General features: G+C 42.4%; 20 protein-coding genes and 1 riboswitch. Of the genes, 11 read left to right on the forward strand and 9 right to left on the reverse strand.

Features of this window, described 5'->3' with window-relative positions:
* Positions 1–17: 17 nt before the first annotated feature.
* Both CEQ75_RS07245 and guaA read right to left on the reverse strand, forming a co-directional pair.
* Positions 18–1307: an SLC13 family permease gene (locus CEQ75_RS07245; RefSeq protein ID WP_089609736.1), complete on the reverse strand. Its 1290-nt coding sequence runs from the start codon at positions 1305–1307 to the stop codon at positions 18–20.
* 334 nt (positions 1308–1641) lie between these two features.
* The gene (guaA, locus tag CEQ75_RS07250) at positions 1642–2949 is read right to left on the reverse strand and encodes a glutamine-hydrolyzing GMP synthase (protein WP_089609737.1); all 1308 of its coding nucleotides are present in this window, start codon (positions 2947–2949) and stop codon (positions 1642–1644) included.
* 189 nt (positions 2950–3138) lie between these two features.
* On the opposite strand from guaA, the gene CEQ75_RS07255 reads away from it, so the two are divergent.
* The 4 genes from CEQ75_RS07255 to CEQ75_RS07270 all read left to right on the forward strand — a co-directional run bounded on the left by CEQ75_RS07255 (position 3139) and on the right by CEQ75_RS07270 (position 6140).
* Positions 3139–3900, forward strand: a complete 762-nt coding sequence (locus CEQ75_RS07255) for a threonine/serine exporter family protein (RefSeq protein ID WP_089609738.1) — start codon at positions 3139–3141, stop codon at positions 3898–3900.
* Entirely contained in the window at positions 3897–4358 is a 462-nt protein-coding gene (locus CEQ75_RS07260) for a threonine/serine exporter family protein (RefSeq protein WP_089609739.1), read from the forward strand. Before CEQ75_RS07255 ends, CEQ75_RS07260 begins: the two co-directional genes overlap by 4 nt.
* A 56-nt stretch (positions 4359–4414) precedes the next feature.
* Positions 4415–4591: riboswitch (Lysine riboswitch) on the forward strand.
* Positions 4592–4748: 157 nt separating this feature from the next.
* Complete coding sequence (gene dapA / locus CEQ75_RS07265) at positions 4749–5639, forward strand: 4-hydroxy-tetrahydrodipicolinate synthase (RefSeq protein WP_089612539.1); 891 nt, start codon at positions 4749–4751, stop codon at positions 5637–5639.
* Positions 5640–5723: 84 nt separating this feature from the next.
* On the forward strand, positions 5724–6140 hold the full coding sequence (locus CEQ75_RS07270) for a PadR family transcriptional regulator (RefSeq protein WP_242965398.1): 417 nt from the start codon (positions 5724–5726) through the stop codon (positions 6138–6140).
* A gap of 66 nt (positions 6141–6206) precedes the next feature.
* Here the strand turns inward: CEQ75_RS07270 and CEQ75_RS18285 are convergent, their stop codons facing one another.
* Entirely contained in the window at positions 6207–6347 is a 141-nt protein-coding gene (locus CEQ75_RS18285) for a hypothetical protein (protein WP_157677362.1), read from the reverse strand.
* Positions 6348–6523: 176 nt separating this feature from the next.
* Here CEQ75_RS18285 and CEQ75_RS07275 point away from each other — a divergent pair, with 176 nt between their 5' ends.
* The 6 genes from CEQ75_RS07275 to CEQ75_RS07305 all read left to right on the forward strand — a co-directional run bounded on the left by CEQ75_RS07275 (position 6524) and on the right by CEQ75_RS07305 (position 12917).
* Positions 6524–7027, forward strand: a complete 504-nt coding sequence (locus CEQ75_RS07275; RefSeq protein ID WP_089609741.1) for a hypothetical protein — start codon at positions 6524–6526, stop codon at positions 7025–7027.
* Between the two features lie 212 nt (positions 7028–7239).
* Entirely contained in the window at positions 7240–7710 is a 471-nt protein-coding gene (locus CEQ75_RS07280; protein ID WP_089609742.1) for a MarR family winged helix-turn-helix transcriptional regulator, read from the forward strand.
* A gap of 297 nt (positions 7711–8007) precedes the next feature.
* Positions 8008–9426 carry a purine-cytosine permease family protein gene (locus tag CEQ75_RS07285; RefSeq protein ID WP_089609743.1) on the forward strand — a complete coding sequence of 473 codons (1419 nt, stop codon included), beginning with the start codon at positions 8008–8010 and terminating at the stop codon, positions 9424–9426.
* Between the two features lie 62 nt (positions 9427–9488).
* Positions 9489–10922: a dipeptidase gene (locus tag CEQ75_RS07290; RefSeq protein ID WP_089609744.1), complete on the forward strand. Its 1434-nt coding sequence runs from the start codon at positions 9489–9491 to the stop codon at positions 10920–10922.
* Between the two features lie 405 nt (positions 10923–11327).
* Positions 11328–11792 (forward strand): ATP-grasp domain-containing protein, encoded by a 465-nt coding sequence (locus tag CEQ75_RS07300; protein ID WP_276327731.1) that lies wholly within the window; start codon positions 11328–11330, stop codon positions 11790–11792.
* 99 nt (positions 11793–11891) lie between these two features.
* The gene (locus tag CEQ75_RS07305) at positions 11892–12917 is read left to right on the forward strand and encodes an FAD:protein FMN transferase (protein ID WP_198306655.1); all 1026 of its coding nucleotides are present in this window, start codon (positions 11892–11894) and stop codon (positions 12915–12917) included.
* On the opposite strand, the gene CEQ75_RS07310 is transcribed toward CEQ75_RS07305, so the two are convergent.
* The 6 genes from CEQ75_RS07310 to CEQ75_RS07335 form a co-directional block, all read right to left on the reverse strand.
* On the reverse strand, positions 12877–13401 hold the full coding sequence (locus tag CEQ75_RS07310; protein WP_089609747.1) for a Gx transporter family protein: 525 nt from the start codon (positions 13399–13401) through the stop codon (positions 12877–12879). The two genes, CEQ75_RS07305 and CEQ75_RS07310, sit on opposite strands and share 41 nt — an antisense overlap.
* A gap of 9 nt (positions 13402–13410) precedes the next feature.
* On the reverse strand, positions 13411–13785 hold the full coding sequence (locus CEQ75_RS07315) for a NusG domain II-containing protein (protein WP_089609748.1): 375 nt from the start codon (positions 13783–13785) through the stop codon (positions 13411–13413).
* 94 nt (positions 13786–13879) lie between these two features.
* A complete protein-coding gene (locus CEQ75_RS07320; protein ID WP_089609749.1) occupies positions 13880–14839 on the reverse strand; it encodes an acyl-CoA dehydratase activase in 960 nt (319 codons plus the stop codon).
* 6 nt (positions 14840–14845) lie between these two features.
* Positions 14846–15907 carry a 2-hydroxyacyl-CoA dehydratase gene (locus CEQ75_RS07325; protein WP_420828390.1) on the reverse strand — a complete coding sequence of 354 codons (1062 nt, stop codon included), beginning with the start codon at positions 15905–15907 and terminating at the stop codon, positions 14846–14848.
* On the reverse strand, positions 15900–16820 hold the full coding sequence (locus tag CEQ75_RS07330; protein WP_089609750.1) for an acyl-CoA dehydratase activase-related protein: 921 nt from the start codon (positions 16818–16820) through the stop codon (positions 15900–15902). Before CEQ75_RS07330 ends, CEQ75_RS07325 begins: the two co-directional genes overlap by 8 nt.
* A 61-nt stretch (positions 16821–16881) precedes the next feature.
* Entirely contained in the window at positions 16882–17097 is a 216-nt protein-coding gene (locus CEQ75_RS07335) for a helix-turn-helix domain-containing protein (RefSeq protein ID WP_089609751.1), read from the reverse strand.
* 227 nt (positions 17098–17324) lie between these two features.
* On the opposite strand from CEQ75_RS07335, the gene CEQ75_RS07340 reads away from it, so the two are divergent.
* Complete coding sequence (locus CEQ75_RS07340; RefSeq protein WP_089609752.1) at positions 17325–18014, forward strand: DUF1638 domain-containing protein; 690 nt, start codon at positions 17325–17327, stop codon at positions 18012–18014.
* Positions 18015–18063 lie beyond the last annotated feature (49 nt).

Below are 18063 nucleotides of genomic sequence, written 5' to 3' on the forward strand. Positions count from 1 at the left end.
CTCACTTTAGTTTCTGATCAATTCCAGACGATATTGATCACCAAGGCAGCGCAAATACCTGCTGCCAAGGCAATCATAAGACCGGTTTTAATAAAACTCTTTCGGGAGAACCCGGTACTGTTCATAACCACCAGGGTTGCCTGATGGGTTGGAATAACGATAGCAAGACTGGCTCCGGCAGCAACCGCCATGAGCAAGGCATCGGCAGTGACAGCAACAGCTCCTGTTTGGTAAAGCTGAATTACCAAGGGCGACATCAGTACTGCTGAAACCGAGTTATCGACAAAATTTGAAACCAATGCGGTGACAAATAAGACAGACAGAATCAGTAAAAATGGGGGAAAAGAAAGAACCGGGGGAAGAATAAGGTCTGCAACCGTCTGCAGTGCGCCGATATCAGTCAGGATGTTGGCAATGCTTAACATGCTGCCCAGAAACAGGATAATGGGTATATTGATATTTTCATAAGCAGTTGTCGATGAAAGGACCCCGGTACCAGGCCAGACAAAAACCACGAAGCCAAAACCAACCGCAGGATGGATCAGCCCAATGCTCGTTAGTATAATCACCGGTATCAATGTTAGGAGTACAATTCTCGTTTTTCTGGGATTGCGCTTATATGCAGGTTCAATGAGCAGCACATTGGTTTCCGGAAGGTGCTTGTTTTCGGCGTTGGCTGTTGCCTGACCAAAATTAAAGCCGCATACCTGGCAAAAAAACAAGATAATAAAAGCAATCCCCACCATAACCAGTCCATGAGCGGCAAAGTCAAACATTTTAAATGGTTCCCCTAAGGATTGCATTCTGAATGTGGAAACGATCAGATTGGAAGCAGTTCCGATTAATGTTACCGAACCGCTGAGAATCGTGATATATACTAAAGCCATGCCAACATTGGCTTTACTGTATCCAGCTCTTTGGGCCATTCTTTGTGAGGTAGGGAGCATGATGCCTACTGTGCCCACGTTGTTGACAAATCCCGAAACCACTGTCGTTGCAAGCAGCAGTGTCAGAATCTGATTTTTTGGTTTTTTGATTCTCCTGGCGATGCTTTTGCCAAATCCGTTGAGAATGCCAGATTCAACGATTCCCGCACTCATAACCAGGACAATAGCAACTGTAAAGAGAGCAGGGGATGAGAAACCGGAAAAAAGGGTGGAGGGCGGTGCGATCTGAAGTAATCCCAGCAAAAGCAATCCGCTAAAGGCTGCGGCATCAAACCTGATCTTCTCCGAAATCAGAGCATAGAGTATTAATAACAATATCAGCCAGGTTGCTATTTGTTCCCCATTTAAATCAATCTCCATTTCATATCATTTCCTTTGATGCTTTTTCTTGTTTTGTTTAGTATTGTAACAGGTAAAAGATTAGGGCTATTCTGATTCGTTCAACAGTTCTATTATCAGCTTATAAAAAGTCTACCATATTTCCTCATTTCAGACAATCTTTCCGATGGAAGGGATATCCCCTTGTGGATAATATCATCCAATCATGCCGATTGAGTTAGAGGGATTATAAAAATTGTCAGTTCGACTTGAGTTGAAGGTAGATTATTACATATGGATCATCTGACCCACTGGTACACTGGTTAAAAAAACCCTGCACCCCTTGTTTAAACAAGGATTACAGGGTTTTTATTTATTATTCCCACTCAATTGTCGCGCAAGGTTTTGGACTCAAATCATAGCAAACCCGGTTTACATTGGGTACCTCGTTCAAAATCCGGTCTGTGATTTTCAGTAGAATCGGCCATTCAATTTGTTCGATACTGGCAGTCATGGCATCAATGGTGTTAATCGCCCGAATGATAACAGGATATTCGAAACTCCGGGCATCATTCTTGATACCTACGGATTTAAAGTCCGGCACAATCGTAAAATATTGCCATACCTTTTTATTCAAACCGGCAATTTTAAACTCTTCCCGCAAAATAGCATCGGATTCCCTTACCGCTTCCAGACGGTCCTTGGTGATGGCGCCGAGGCAGCGCACGCCTAGTCCCGGTCCCGGGAAAGGTTGACGGTACACCATTTCTTCCGGCAGACCAAGTTCAAGGCCGCAGGCCCTGACCTCATCCTTAAAGAGATGAAAAAGAGGTTCTACCAGCTCGAATTTTAAGTCTTCGGGCAAACCACCCACGTTATGATGGGATTTTACAATAGCGGCCGTCTTAGTTCCGCTTTCGACGATATCAGGATAGATTGTTCCTTGAGCCAGGAAATCGATACCTTCCAATTTTCGAGCTTCTTCTTCAAATACGCGAATAAATTCGGCACCGATGATTTTTCTTTTTTCCTCGGGATCTGCGATATTTTCCAATTTATTCAGGAAACGCTCACTGGCATCAACGTAGACCAGGTTTGCATCCATTTGATTTTTGAATACTTCAATGACGCTTTCCGACTCATCCTTGCGCATCAGACCATGATTGACATGAACGCATACCAGTTGTTTGCCGATGGCCTTGATCAGTAAGGCAGCGACAACGGAGCTGTCCACGCCCCCGGAGAGGGCAAGTAAAACCTTCTTATCACCCACTTGTTTTTTGATCAGATCGATTTGGTCATCAATGAAGTTTTTCATATTCCAATTTGTTTCTGCCCTGCAGATATCAAAGAGAAAGGATTTTAGCACTTCCCTGGTTTCCGCTTCTGTTTCCGGCCAGCTTTCTCTTTTATTTTCACCCTTGGCCAGCTGATGATTGACGGCCAGGATCGGATAACCGGCATCGTAGATGGCATGGTTTGTGTCAATTGGGACTCCGCCAATGAGATTGTTTTTGCCCCCGTTGATGATGATGCCCTTTACGTTTGGTAATTGGGAAAGCTTATCCAATGAAATGTCATGGGGATGAATTTCACTATATACACCAAGGTCACGGATCATCCTGGCAATGACTGTGTTTATTTGGCTGCCTAAATCCAAAATGACAATCATATCCTGTTTCATCTTGTCCTCCTGAAAAAGATTTATTTTTATCCTACGATTATAGCACTGTGGAGTTAACCTCACAAGATCAGTTGCTATGCTGGATTCAAAGAAACTTAAAAATATGTAAAATAATTCGTAAGGGTATTCGTTTATTTTATATTTTGTTATAATAGTGAGATATTCGCTTGTATCGAGGAGAATCCCTGTATGTTTAACAATCAATTATTAAGCCGCATCTTGGATATTGGGGAACAAATGCTGATCAGCGGAGCTGAAATCAGCCGTGTCGAGGATTCCATCAGCCGAATGTGCATAGCTTATCAGGTCAAAAGGGTCGATGTATTAACCATTACGTCGGTGATCCAGGTATCCGTGCATTTAGAGAATGGTGAAGTATTCACTCAAAGCAGAAGAATTCGGGCGTACGCTACCAACTTAAACAAATTAGACAAGTTGAACAAGCTATCCCGGAATATTTGCAGCTCCTTACCGGATTTAGAGTATATTGACAAAGAGTTGGAAGAAATCAACAAGGAGCAACCTTATTCCCAATATGCTCATTATTTGATTTATGCCTTGGTCGCCGGTTCTTTCACCATCTTCTTTGGCGGAAATATGGCCGATGGTTTGGCATCTGCCATGATTGGGATGCTTTTAAAATTCTTGGTTAATGCTGCCCAAAAAGTGGATAAAAATTTACTTATGATCAATATTTTCTGTTCTTTTGCCGTTGGTGCTGTGGCTATTTTCGCTGTTCAATGGGGGTTTGGCAATAATTTGGAGAAAATTTTAATCGGAAATATCATGTTGATGATTCCCGGATTAGCCCTGACCACTTCGATTCGGGATATGATCAGCGGTGACACCATATCCGGCTTGCTGCGATTTAGTGAAGCCATTTTACTAGCAACATCTATTGCTCTTGGCTTTGGACTTGCCGAGATCCTTTTTGGAGGTAGATTGGTATGATGAGTATAATTCAAATCTTTACAGCTTTTCTAGCTGCACTAGGTTTTGCCATGCTTTATAATGTTCGGGGGATTAAGCTGCTGTATGCGGCGATCGGCGGATTATTATCCTGGTCAGTCAATCTCTTGGCGGGGTATTGGCTGCATCATGAGGCGTTTCAATTCTTCATCGCTGCTTTTTCAGTGACCATCTATGCTGAAATCTGCGCCCGCATAAATAAAACCCCAACAACCACTTTTTTACCGGCTTCAATTATTCCTCTCGTACCCGGAGGGGCTTTATATTACTCGATGCAGTATGCAGTTAATAGCATGCTGGATGAGTTTCTTAGCAGGTCTTTATATACGGCCTCTCTGGCTATCGCTATAGCAGCGGGCATTTTGCTGGCCTCTTCTATTTGGAAAGTATGGCTGACGGCGCTGAATTTTTTGGAATCCGGTCTGAAGCGTTACAAATAATGACTGATTTTGGGACTTGACAAGTATAGGAAGATATGATTATGATAGGACTTAATATCATAGATAGAGGTGCATTATGCAATCAGTAGCCAAAACAGTTGTCGGGTTTACGCAAGACCTGTGTTTTGGGGAAAGGTGCCGATGCCGAAGCCGGTCTTCATTGCAGGTGGATTGGCTGGGGGGACAAAATAAGATTTGTTCAACTGCCGCAGTTGCGGAGAGCTATCTACATTACAGGTATGATTAGCAATATTCATATAGGTAATTTAGCAGCTGACTTCGGATCAGCTGCTTTTATGTTTTTATACTTTTAGAAAGTAACTAGTGCTTCTGCTGCCATAGGCTTGGCGCAAACTAAATTTTCTAGTTAAAGGAGATGCTCGCATGGAAATGAAAAAGAAAAATGTTTTTAAAGGCATTGCTACAGCTCTCATTACACCTATGGATGAACAAGGCGTTAATTATGAACAGTTTGGGAAAATAATTGATTGGCAAATTGCAGAAGGAATTGATGCCCTGGTGATTTGCGGTACCACAGGTGAGTCCTCAACCCTGAGCGATGATGAACACAGAAAAGTCATTGAATTTGCCATTCAGCAGGCAGCTGGCAAGGTGCCCATCATAGCAGGCACAGGCAGCAATGACACCGCTTATGCTCTGGACCTTACCCAGCATGCTTGTGCAGCCGGTGCGGATGCGCTGCTGATTATCACCCCATACTATAACAAGGCAACGCAAAAAGGTTTAATCAAAATGTTTACTCAAATTGCCGATCAGAGTACAAAGCCTATCATTGTTTACAACGTGCCTTCAAGAACGGGTGTGAATATTGAACCTGCCACCTACGCGGAATTAGCTGAACATGAAAATATCGTAGGCATCAAAGAAGCAAACGGCAATATTTCAAAAATTGTGGAAACCATGTCTTTGGTACACGGCAAGCTGGATTTGTATACCGGTAATGATGATCAGATTGTGCCTTTGATGTCCCTGGGTGGAGTGGGGGGCATTTCCGTAATCTCCAACATTATGCCGGCAAAGACACGGGAGATTTGTACTCGTTTCTTCAATGGTGATCTTACCGGCAGCGCTGAATTGCAATGCCAGCTTTATCCTCTTATCAATGCACTGTTTTCAGAGGTAAACCCCATTCCTGTAAAAGCGGGGATGGCAGCCATGGGTTTCTGTAAGGATTATCTCAGATCACCCCTTACTCCTATGGAGGAAGCAAACCGTGAGAAACTGCTCATACAGATGAGAGCATGGGGATTAGACGTATAAGAATGAGCAGAAATCATGGCCTGAGAAAGATCTGGTACATTGACATTGAGTAGTGATCATTGTATATTCATATTGAGGTGATTTATGATGTCTGATAATGTACTAAGTCTAATAGATAAAAACATTAAGTGCTCCTGCAGGGGCTATAACCTTGATAAGCTCATCCAGCCAAACGTTTTAACAATCCTTGCCCAACAAGATCTTCATGGATATATGATAATCCAGGAATTGGAGAAAAAGAATTTATTTAATGACGAAAAATTGGACAACACTGGGGTTTATCGAGCGTTGAAGACCTTGGAAGATCGGGGAATGGTTTGTTCTGAATGGCTCTTTGATGATGCCGGTCCCGCGAAGAAAAACTATAAAATCACCGACAAAGGTATTGAATGCCTGCAAACGTGGATTTCTACCCTGGAGGATTATAAAAAGTCTATTGAAAATATCATAGCAGACGCAAAAAATGTATTGCTGCAAGACGACCATCATCAAAAATCATAAAACGCCTAAAAAGACCCATGGTTCTTATGAATTGTGGTTCTTTTTTTATTTGGACAAAGGAAAACTTTAATCCAGTACGGACTCCAACATTTCCAGGATGTCATCAAAAAGTGCAATCGCTGTGTTTTCAGCATTTGCTTCTTTTGCATACCAGGATCTCATTTTGATTACCTCGGCTAATACTTCTTCAATAGCATGATTTGTCATGATTGTTGCTCCTCATCATTTGTATTTTGATGCTGTTATTTAAAAAGAATAACGCAGATCTAATTATAGCACCGGGCAGATTGGAAATATGTCGAAAGGCGTCTCCGGTCAATTATTAACCTAAAATCTCATGGAATCATATGCTATAGAAAATATTGAGATACGGGGGATGCAAAATGATAAGATACGGGTCTTTCTCTGGGTTCATCACTATGATCGATGATTTTTGGACAGGAGATGAGGAAACAAGGGGCTGTTATAAAATGATGACTGTGCAAGATATGGAGGGAGGGATCGTGAATTTTGTCGTGACACCGTCAACTTACTTTGTAAACCATGTCATGATGGGCATAGGAGATTGGGTCATCGGCTTTTATGATTTAGATGCACCTGTCCCTGCCATTTATCCGCCCCAATATCGGGCGCTTGTAATGGCAAAATTAAGACCGGGACTTAGTATCAAGGTGGACTATTTTAACTCAGAACTGGTCAGCTCAGATGGCACCTTAAAATTAAACATAGGTCCCTGGACCCGGATCATCCTGGAAAACGGGCAAATTTTCACAGAAAGTCCTGCAAACCATACTTTAATTGTTCTTTATGGCCCTGTGACCAGGAGTATCCCGGCCCAAACGACTCCTTACAAAATAATTGTTTTGTGCGATAGGGATCTTGAATAACAGTGGGGGAGTTTTATATATCTCCTACTTATAAATTAAAATAAGTTACGTTCAATTGACGTAACAACAAAAAAACGGTAATATTATTTGGGTTAAAACTTTTGCCAGGCTTATGAGGAATTAAAAAGACGATATTATTATGGGAGATAATATTGAAACAGAAATAGTATTTCCTTTAGCTAAAATAAGATGGAGTATATTGGAGGATATTGATGAAAGAAACTGAAAAGATGCTTGCATATATTGACAGCTACTATGACAGTTATTATCGCATCGATTATTTGTATTATGAGTGGGCGGCAGACCATGGGATCAAGGATACCACATTATTTGTTTTGCATGAAATTTATATGGAAAAGGATGAATGCACGCAAAAGAATGTAACGGAAAACCTTGGTTATCCTAAGCAAACGGTTTCTTTTGTCATGAATAAGCTGGAGCGGCAGGGAATCATTACCCGCAAAAAAATGCCCCTTGATCAGCGCAACAATCTGGTAAAATTAACAGAAGAGGGGGAAATTTTTGCGAGCAAAATGATTCGGGAGATGAAAAAACATGAAATTGCTGCCTATCTGAATATGACGGAAGAGGAGAGGATTTTGGTTACAGAGGGTCTGAAAACCTTGGCCAATGCGTTGGAAAGAAGTTTTCAGAAAAAGAAAAAACCGATCACAAGAGTTTAACAGTAACATCATGATAAAGGGATTGCAGCCAAGGAAATGTAACTTTGCTGCAGTCCTTTTTTGCTTTCAGAAAGTATAAGTTTTTAAAGGTTGTACAGTATAAATGCAAGTAAGGCTTCCGCTAGCCAACGGCTTAGCGTAAAGTAAGTTTTTTTACAGAACTAAATTTTGCTATTGACAAAGGTACAATCTGGGACTAATATAATAGTACGATATTGTACTAAAATTTCATTAGTTTATGTAAAAGATGTACCCAAATGTCATGCAAAAATAAAATGAAAAGGAGTAGTGAGTTAAATGTCAGACAGTGCATTAAATCCAAACAACCAGGCCGAGAACCAGGGTGAAATCAGAGACTATGATATTACAGAATACGTTCCCGCGGAGGGAAGGCACTTTTCGTTTAAAGATATGATGGCCACCTGGACCTGTGCCAATGCAAATCCGACATCTTGGTATGTGGGAAATGTGATCGGTGCTTTGGGCTTGACCGGAGCGGTTCTTGCCGCATCAGTTGGAAATCCTGTCGTCTACTTTATTCTTGCTTTAGTTGGTTACATGGGATACAAGGTAGGTACGTCTACCATGGGTTTGGCTCGCGTTTCCTTTGGTATTACAGGCAGCAAGGTTCCCTCTGTCATCAATTCCATGCAGTTTTTTGGCTGGTGTAGTGTCAACACCTACATTGCTGCCATTTCTATGACCTATTTACTGAACTATCTTTTCAAAGTACCGGCATATGGAACCCCTGGAGGTTCGGGAACCATGGCAGTCTCCATTTTCGTAATTATGATTATTACGGGAACCATCGCCATGTTCGGCGGATCCAGAGCCATTAAATTATCGGAAAATCTGGCTGTTGTTGCTTTGGTCATCCTTAGCGTGTGGATTACTTACGTTGCTCTGACCACTTTCTCTTTAAGTGATATTATCGCCTGGAAACCGGATGAAAGCATTAAAATTACCTTTGGGTCAGCGATTGATGCCATTGCCGCACTGGGTATTGCCTGGGTGATGGCAGTTGCAGACTATACCAGATATACGAAAACAAAAGCGGCGTCTACCGTTGCTCCCATGCTGGGCGCTACCTTCGGTATGTTCTGGTTTTGTTTGGTAGGAAGCTTAAGTGTAATTGCCGTTGCGGTAAGTACCGGTGTTTTTGACCCATATACCGCAGACCCGGCTACCATCTGTGCCATGCTGGGCTTAGGACAGATCGCCAATGTACTGATTATTGTTTCCACCATCGCTGTGAATTTAATTAACGTTTATTCCGCCGGTTATTCCACGGCTAATTTCAGTGAAACCTTAAAGCCCAAAACCTCGATGATGATTGTAACAGCTTTAGCGATTGTTGTGGCTTTAATTCCACTATTTGTGGGCAGTTTCCTGGACTTATTTCAGGTTTTCCTGGGTTACCTGGGAGCTGTATTTCCTCCTTGTATTGCTATTATATTGGTGGATTATTATTTGCTCCGTAAACAAAAATATGATATCAGTCAGCTGGGGACAAAAGGAGGAGCTTATTGGTACGGTAATGGTATCAATTGGTATGCAATGCTTTGTTTTGCTGCCGGGGTTGTCTCTTACTTTGCCTCGATGAAACTGGCTTTTGTTTCCAATTACTTTGGATCTGTATTTTTCTGTTTCTTTTTCACCGCAATTCTCTATTATATTGTAGGGTCTGCTGTTAAAGGAAAAATGATCGTTGATTAATTGAATCATTTAGCACAATAAGTAAGATTTAAAAAATATTTTCTATTTCAGGAGGTAGCACTATGTGTTTTTCACTCATCGTCGGGAAAGATGCCACCCAAGATGGTTCCGTCATTTTGGGCGCCAATAACGACTGGCCGGGATACCCCGGACATATCCTTTATACACCGAGAAAGCAGCATGGAAAAGATGCTAAATCCCTTCTCGCCAGTGGTAAGGAAATACCGGAGCTGGATGAGACCTTTGCTTATACCCATACCACAACAGCCTATACTACCGGTACACGTGATGAATCGTGGATGTATGGCGTTAATGAAAATCAGGTCGCAGTTTCCATCATGGGCGTATATGCATTTAAACAAATCCCATCAGCTAATGGCATTGAAGCGGACGACCTTACCATATTGGTTTTGGAACGGGGTAAAACTGCCCGGCAAAGTGTGGAGATGTTGGGTGAACTGATTAAAGAACATGGTTTTAGCGTATCCTCCATCGAAGGGGCAGCGGGTTCCGTGGTCATGGGTATTGCAGATCCTAAAGAAGGATTTTGGCTGGAAGTGATCCCGGGAGGACACTGGGTGGCGAAAAGAGTGCCTGATGATATGGTCTCTGTGCGGCCAAATTGCTTTGGCGTGCAAGAGGTTGATTTTCAGGATCCGGATAATTTCTTATGGTCGGAAGGTGTGGCAGAATTTGCCGAAGCACAAGGTTGGCATCGTCCCAATGAGGGCACGAATTTTAATTTTTCTTCCTGCTATTCTGATGATGTGGCGATTTGTGCTTATGGTAAGGCAGATGATCCGGTGAATGCCTATCGCAGATGGCGAGCTATGAATATCGCTACCGGGATCGATTATCCTTTGGATGAATTGGTTTACGAAGCTGTGCCCAAAGAAAAAATTTCGGTCAAGGATGCTATGAATATTTTGCGCGACACTTTAGAAGGAACAAAATATGATTTAACAAAGGCGCCGGAAGCAGGTGTGCATAAAAATCCATTTTGGATGGAAGTAAGCAGCAGCATTGGGCAAGGCGGCACCGTATTAAGTATGATCGCTCATTTAAGGGACAATATGCCCAATGAGATCGGAGGCCAGATGTGGTTCTCCCTGGCCAACGGCCACTTGAGCACATTCCTTCCTTGCTACATTGGCAGCAAAGGAATGCCGGCGGAATTTAAAATTGGAGAAATTATGGAATTCGATGAAAATTCCGCTTGGTGGGTCTTTCAGGAATTGGGAGAGCTATGCTACCGGAACTATCAGGAAATTGCCAAAAAAGAGGTCATTCCTGTATTTCGAGCCATGGAAGATGAAACCTTGGCCCAGCTTTCTGTGATGGAGAAATGTTTTTTGGAACTCTATCAGGAAAACCCTGAATTGGCTTTAGACACAATGAAATTTTTCACTACCGGAAAAGCTTTAATAGCACTGGATGTGGCTAAAAAGCTATCCCGTAAGATCAAAGGGAAATATTTAGCTAACGTGATCATGTAAATTTTTGGCCAATGATATTTAAATTGCTATTCGGAAGGAACGAAAAAATCGTTCCTTCCTTTTATTTTAAGAAGGCTTGGGTCATTATTCTCTTTTTGGGCTTGGTGAATATACTATGATATGGTACTTGATCCGACCGGGTACTTGAACGTGTCTCAGGAAAGGAATTTTCAATGGTGAAGCTTGCTTTGATTGGCTGCGGGAAGTGGGGTCGTCACTATCTGAAAACACTCACGTCCATCAAAGAATGTGAATTAAGATGGGTCTGTGATCTTGATCTCACAAAACTTGAGGAAGAGTTTTTGTCATACCCTCAAGTCAAATTTACGGAGAATAAAGAGGATATCTTCAATGATTCCGCTATCAAGGGAGTAGCACCATATCAGAGGTAAGAAAAATTTAATCATCCAGGAATATATTCCCTGTGGGGAGCTGGAATTTACCGTGGGAATTTGCTTGGGCCATCAGGGAAAAGTGCTTTCAAAAATTGCTTTAAAACGGAAGTTGCAGGACGGAATTTCTATCGCCGCAATCTCCGATGATTATCATGAGATTGCAGATTATTGTGCTAGGGTTGCCCAATCATTTAGCTTGTTGGGCGCCTATGGAGCTATCAATTTTCAGCTGCGTCTTCAAGAGGGTAAAAAAGATGGGCAGCCGATTATCTTCGAAATCAATCCCCGGTTCAGCAGTTCCACCGGTATGAGGAGTCTTCTCGGGATCAACGAGCCGGAGATTTTACTGCGCTCTCAGGTGCTGCGCCAAGAAGTACCTCCCATGATGCCTAAAACCGGTCTGGTCTTGCGTCAATACTCCGATTATTATTTGCCCTTAGCAATGTTCAAAGGTATTGGTTCGATCGCTTTTTGAGATTATAATAGAAGAATAAAAGGTGAGAACCAAATGAGGTGAATGATTATTTTGCACAGACGAAGAAATCAGTGGATTTTGTTATTGATGCTATTTTCAATGATCTTTACAACGAGCTGTATGGACAAGAATGCAGAACCGGAAAAAATCAGTAAAGACATATTTACCATGGATACGATGATTAATATTACCGCCTATGCCCGTGACTTAACAAAAGGCCGTGAGGCGGTAGAACAGGCGGCAGGGGAATTTCAGCGCATCAATGATCTCGTCGGCCGTTTTCCGGGAGAACATCTTCCTGATACTCAAAAGAGCGATATTATCCGGCTAAACGAAAAAGCGGGCATCGCACCTGTGACCGTAAGTGATGATACCCTGGCCATGGTTGGGCGGGCAATTTATTGCGCCAAACTGAGCGCGGGAGCTTTTGATATTACCATTGGACCGGTGATGGATCTTTGGGGTTTTGGCGGCGAACAATATCATGTTCCCACTGAGGATGAATTAAACCGGGTATTGCCGTTAACGGATTATCGGAAAATTATCATCGACAAAGAAGCAAAAACGATTTTTCTCCCTGAAAAAGGGATGATTATGGATTTGGGGGGTATTGCCAAGGGATATGCGACGGATTTGGCGGTGCAAAAATTGCGCGCAGGGGGTATTGAGAGTGCACTGGTGAACGCCGGGGGTAATGTATTTGCTTTGGGCAGCAAACCGGACGGTTCACCTTGGCAAATTGGCATTCAGGACCCCCGGGACAGCACAGCAGTGGCAGCTATTCTTAGTGTGACCGATAAAGCTGTGATCAGCTCCGGGGACTATGAACGCTATTTTGAGGAAAAGGGTGTCCGGTATCATCATATTATTGATCCGGCCAGCGGCCGACCGGCCCGGGGGGTCATGGGGACAACCATTGTCACGAATAATTCCACAGACGGCGATATTTTTTCTACCTTAATGTTTGTGTTAGGCCCCGAAAAAGGAATGGCTCTGCAAAAGACATGGCAGGAGATGGAAGTGGTCTTTATTACTGATCAGAAGGAGATTATTTACAGTCACGGTCTTGATGGTTTGATCGAGTTTACAAATCAGACAGATTATTCGGTACGTCAATCCCTTTGAGATGCTTGAGCAAATATTTTAAAATGAAGCCGGTAAATAGCCCTGTGGGAATGGCAGCCAGGAGCAGAACCGGCAGATAAAAGAAAATAGCCATGTGTTCGATTAATAACCCGGCCATAGCCAACTGACCCAGGTTGTGAAAAACCGCACCCACGACGCTGACACCAATCACACTGAATCCGGTAAAAAAATAGAGGCAGAGGGCCATCATCAAAGTGCTGGTTATCGCACCGGCAAAACTGAGAAAAAAGCCTGTGGTGAGTAAACTGCCGCTTAGGAGAGAGCCCAGCATGATCCTAAGAAAAGCCACCAGAAAACCTGTTTTCCAACCAAAGAGAACCAGGGTCAGCAGGGTGACAATGTTTGCCAAGCCTAATTTTGCTCCCGGGATCGGTAAGGGACTGGGGAAAAAGGATTCGATGACATGCAGTACCGTGGCCAAGGCGACCAGTACGGAAACCGTTGTTAATTCACGTGTTTTCATTTTGCCTCCTTAGCGTGAAATGCTATCGATCTTTTTATCTTCAGATACAATACGCAGGATGATGCGATTAGGGACACAGATAGCTGTCTGTCCGGCCAATTTAATCCAGCCTGTCCGGACACAAATTTTGTCCGGACAGGGGGATTCAACAATTCTTGCTCTGCCCTCTTGGATCTGGACAATCGTATTGCCTAGAGGCCCCGGAACAGAAAACTCTTCTTGCTGCATCACACTTTGCAGGTCAATATGTTGCACCACTTTGCCGTCAGCGGAAATTTCCGCCGCAATGTTTCCTTGACCTTTGACCCCCAAATAAGGCACAGCAAAACTTGCCAGGGCGATCAGCACCAACACCATGATTAAAATGAGATCTCGTTTTGTCACGATTTATCACCCTTATTACTTGATAACTTGATTTTTTAAGTCTACTATGTTTTCTTCCATATAGCAAGTAAACCAGGGGAAACTGGTTTACTTATCAGGCGATGGCTTTCTTGATTGCCCCTTTTTCACATTTGTTGCCCCAGGCATCAATTAATTCATCCTCTCGATAGACACAAATGATTTCACAGTTATTGGAGCATTTCCCACACTCCGCCCCCTGGGTGGTAAATTCAATACTTGCGATATCAAAGGTAAATTCCTTTTCCACCTTTGATTTTTTTGCCAGCACTGCCACGCCTAAGGCACCGGTCAAGTGACCGTTTGGGTCTACGATAACCGGGTAACCGGTGGCATATTCAAAAGCTTTTTTCACTCCTTCATTCTTGCTTACGCCCCCTTGAAAAACGATGGGAGGAAGAATTTTTTTCCCTTTTCCTACATTATTAAGATAATTGCTCACCACGGATTTGCATAAACCGGCAATGATATCTTCCTTTTTATGACCGATTTGTGCTTTGTGAACAAGGTCAGATTCGGCAAATACCGTGCAACGGGCGGCAATTTGGGTCGGTTTCTTTGATGTTAAAGCCAGTTTACCAAACTCCTCCACCCCAACTCCCAGGCGATGAGCCTGGCTGGAGAGAAAAGCCCCTGTTCCCGCTGCGCAAAGGGTATTCATAGCATAATCCACAACAATGCCGTTTTCGATTAAAATGATTTTTGAATCCTGTCCCCCTATTTCAAAAATCGTGCGCACCTCGGGATAAAGGGAGGTGGTGCCGATGGCATGGGCGGTAATTTCATTTTTTACCACCGTTGCTTCGGTCACGACTCCAATCAGCTTCCGGGCACTGCCGGTTGTCCCCACCGCGACAACCTGATATTGTTCCTGATCCAGCTGATCCTTTAAAATACTCAACAATCTTTTTACTGCCCCGATAGGGTTTCCCTCCGTCCACAGATATTCCTTAGCTTTGATTTCATTATTTTCATCGATGACCACACCTTTGGTCGAGATGGAACCAATATCGATCCCTAAATATGCTTTGTTCATGCTATTCTAATTCTCCTTTCGCATCATGATCATATCATAAAAGGCCTCAAGTCGTGTTTGGATCCCGATATCGCTGGTCTGAGAATCAAAACTGAAATATAATACCGGGATTTTATAATCGGCGCTGATGTTTTGCAGCACCGGCATAGCATCTATTTCCGGTGTGCATCCGGATGATTTCACATGAATGATGCCGTCATAACCTTTTTTGGCAAATTCCAAGGCTTTATCGATGGTAAACATACTGGTAGCCCCCATATTGTATTTCGCATAATGTTTAATACGTTCTTTGTCCTTTTTCTGTGGTCGATGAAGCAAAGAATTTGTAACATTCATCCACCGGTCAACGACAATGCCCATCTGGGCAAGTTCTTTCTCCATATAATGATTGCTGAAGGGCTCCATAATCGTATAATATTCACCTACGATGCCAACCCGCAGAGGGTTTTGGGGGATCTGCACTTTAATTTCTTTTAAGTACTTCCCATATTTATGATATGTCTTTTTTAATTCCTGTTTTGTTCGGACCTGCCTAAGTTCTGCCAGAAAATCTTGATGCACACTTGTGAAGCTGCCCTGCTCTTCTTCAAAGCCAATATTTTTACGGATATAATCTTCAAATTCGTCGATGTATTGCACCATTTGCAATGCCACAGGAAGGATCTGGGCAATTTTATTCAGGGAAAGATCCGGATTGATCTCCTTAAAATAATTATAAAAAGTATAAGGTTTTGAAATCTGAGCTTTGGCCAGATTAACAAAGCGTACCTCGTATCCTAAATCCCTCAGAATCTGCTCATCAAGTTCGCCGTAATAACCTAATCGGCACACCCCGCCGGCTTGAACCAGGGTATTGGCCCCCGCTTCAATGGTTTCTATAAAATTCCCCAGGGTATATTTAAAGGGGGCACAAACAGAATCCGGACTGTACCGGCTGCCGATTTCCAGGGTTCTTTTTGTGATCGGGGGCGGGATGATGTATTCAACTCCTAATCCTTCAGTAAATAAAACTTCCAGTGGAACATAATAATTTCCCAGTTGAGGGAAGCTGACTTTATATTTAGCCACGGTAATCATCCTTTTTGAATTTAATAATGTCAAGAAAGCTTTCCAGTCTTGTTTCCATCCCGGCGCTTCCTTCCTGGCCGTCTACTGTGAGATTAAGGATGGGCTTATTCTTCACCCTTCTGATAATGATTTCGTTGACTAAGGAATCCGGTCCGCAGTTAAAGGAACTGATCAGAATAATACCGTCAACCCTCTCCCGGTACAGGGCAATGGATCCGACTAATTCCTTGCTGTATTTCCAAGGCAAGGTATCAGAGATCTCAACAGATTTAGCCAGAGCCGACTTCTTATCGGCCAGATCCCCGATAATAGGCACCGCCCCCATCTCATTTAGGTAATCGATTATCGGTTTTCCGATATGTTTGTCAAAAATATTGTAATCATGGGCGAAGAGGAGAATTTTTATCTTATCTTCATTTAATAATTGCTCTTGATGTTTTTCATCCATGATCCGGGCAGTTTTTTCAGCCTGTTTTGCAAGGTAGTAAGCCCGCATCGCCGCAGATTTTCTTTTGCCCAGGAATTTTCCCATTTTAAGAAAAGCATTCATTTCAATCTCTAAATTCTTATAATCAATGTTGTAGTGCAACAATTTAATCCCCCTGTCCCGGAATGTGTTTTGCACAATATCATAAATAGCCTGAAACTTAGTACATACGGTTCCTTCACTGCCATAGTTGGAGATGCGAGGGACCAGGATATAATCGCATTTTCCGATTAAATATTCTACATGACCTAAATAAATCTTAGAAGAGAGACAAGCTTCATCAATGGCATAGCCCAGCCCTTTATCCATGATTGCTTTGTTTGTATCCGGACTGATGATATAATCTATGTCTAATTCATCAAAAAAAGTTTTCCAGAGATAAGAGTATCTATAATATAAAAGCCCTTTAGGTATACCGATTTTCATACAAATTGCACCTCCTGGCTGTCCTTTGAGCCCTTTTCATTATTATATTTATATAGGAGAACTATATATAGGAACGTATTTTGTCAATTAATGATCTATTTACATCTTTCTTCTCACATAAATCCAGAATCAAGGCCCGCGCCATGCGGTTAGGCGCCACTCTATTGTTTTCCCAACGGTTTACAGTGGAAAAGCTGACATGAACCGCTTCGGCAAAATTAGTCTGGGTCATTTGGAGCTCCCGGCGGATTGCCTTAATCGTTTCAGCAATACTCATATTGATCACCCTCCTTAAAAAGTTCCTAAATAGATTATAGCATTATCTATATAGCATAGTCTATAGAAGAACCTTCGAACCTTCTCCTTGATTCGAAAAGTATTTTGGGGTTGCTTTACAAAATTGATTAAATATTTGCCGACTTGCCGCCTATTTGGGATGTGATCATGATATAATATTTTATAATTGATTCTGAAACAGAAATTAATAAACAGGGAGGTAAGGGAATGAAAGCCGTGATTTGTGCTTGTCGTACGATTGAAGACGAGCTGAATTTTGTCTTGCAGGAAAATAAGATTGATTTTCCAGTCATATATATGGAAGCAGGTCTTCATGATGATCCGGAAAAATTGAAGAGCGTTCTTCAAAATACGATCGATAGGATTGAAAATATAGATTATATTTTACTGGGTTATGCTCTGTGCGGCAATGGCTTGATTGGTCTTTCCAGCAAAAAGGCTGCCTTGGTTCTGCCCCAATATCATGATTGTGTGGCGATGTTCCTGGGGTCAGATGAAAGATACCGGGCTAATTTAGGCACTGAAATGGCCGCACTTTTTATAACCGGAGGGTCAATGCGCCATTTTAATCCGAAATATACATTTTATGAGAAGATGATTCCCCGACTTGGTGAAAAAAAAGCTTTACGTTATTCCCAATTAGTTTTTCAAAATTATAAAAGGTTTGCCTTGGTGGAAACAGGGGCTTTTAGTGCGGAACCCTTATTTCAGGAAATGAAGGATCAAGCTGAATTCTTTAACTTGGAGACCCACCGAATGAAGGGAACTGTTGATATTTTTCGTAAATTAGTGCTGGGGCAATGGGATGAACACTTTCAGATAGTTCCTCCGGGACAAAAGATACAGATATGGAATTTGTCCAGCAATATCGATAATAAAATCATGCCCGGCTTATGATGGTCAGCCTTTGATAACCAAAAAACCTGCTCTCAATCATAATGAGAAG

It is taken from the genome of Dehalobacterium formicoaceticum (assembly GCF_002224645.1).
In the GTDB taxonomy this organism is placed as follows: domain Bacteria; phylum Bacillota; class Dehalobacteriia; order Dehalobacteriales; family Dehalobacteriaceae; genus Dehalobacterium; species Dehalobacterium formicoaceticum.

Coding starts and splice junctions, on each gene's coding strand:
- CEQ75_RS07245 (WP_089609736.1), bottom strand. CDS start 1,307: ATGGAGATTGATTTAAATGGGGAACAAATAGCAACCTGGCTGATATTG.
- guaA (WP_089609737.1), bottom strand. CDS start 2,949: ATGAAACAGGATATGATTGTCATTTTGGATTTAGGCAGCCAAATAAAC.
- CEQ75_RS07255 (WP_089609738.1), top strand. CDS start 3,139: ATGTTTAACAATCAATTATTAAGCCGCATCTTGGATATTGGGGAACAA.
- CEQ75_RS07260 (WP_089609739.1), top strand. CDS start 3,897: ATGATGAGTATAATTCAAATCTTTACAGCTTTTCTAGCTGCACTAGGT.
- dapA (WP_089612539.1), top strand. CDS start 4,749: ATGAAAAAGAAAAATGTTTTTAAAGGCATTGCTACAGCTCTCATTACA.
- CEQ75_RS07270 (WP_242965398.1), top strand. CDS start 5,724: ATGATGTCTGATAATGTACTAAGTCTAATAGATAAAAACATTAAGTGC.
- CEQ75_RS18285 (WP_157677362.1), bottom strand. CDS start 6,347: ATGACAAATCATGCTATTGAAGAAGTATTAGCCGAGGTAATCAAAATG.
- CEQ75_RS07275 (WP_089609741.1), top strand. CDS start 6,524: ATGATAAGATACGGGTCTTTCTCTGGGTTCATCACTATGATCGATGAT.
- CEQ75_RS07280 (WP_089609742.1), top strand. CDS start 7,240: ATGAAAGAAACTGAAAAGATGCTTGCATATATTGACAGCTACTATGAC.
- CEQ75_RS07285 (WP_089609743.1), top strand. CDS start 8,008: ATGTCAGACAGTGCATTAAATCCAAACAACCAGGCCGAGAACCAGGGT.
- CEQ75_RS07290 (WP_089609744.1), top strand. CDS start 9,489: ATGTGTTTTTCACTCATCGTCGGGAAAGATGCCACCCAAGATGGTTCC.
- CEQ75_RS07305 (WP_198306655.1), top strand. CDS start 11,892: ATGATCTTTACAACGAGCTGTATGGACAAGAATGCAGAACCGGAAAAA.
- CEQ75_RS07310 (WP_089609747.1), bottom strand. CDS start 13,401: ATGAAAACACGTGAATTAACAACGGTTTCCGTACTGGTCGCCTTGGCC.
- CEQ75_RS07320 (WP_089609749.1), bottom strand. CDS start 14,839: ATGAACAAAGCATATTTAGGGATCGATATTGGTTCCATCTCGACCAAA.
- CEQ75_RS07330 (WP_089609750.1), bottom strand. CDS start 16,820: ATGAAAATCGGTATACCTAAAGGGCTTTTATATTATAGATACTCTTAT.
- CEQ75_RS07335 (WP_089609751.1), bottom strand. CDS start 17,097: ATGAGTATTGCTGAAACGATTAAGGCAATCCGCCGGGAGCTCCAAATG.
- CEQ75_RS07340 (WP_089609752.1), top strand. CDS start 17,325: ATGAAAGCCGTGATTTGTGCTTGTCGTACGATTGAAGACGAGCTGAAT.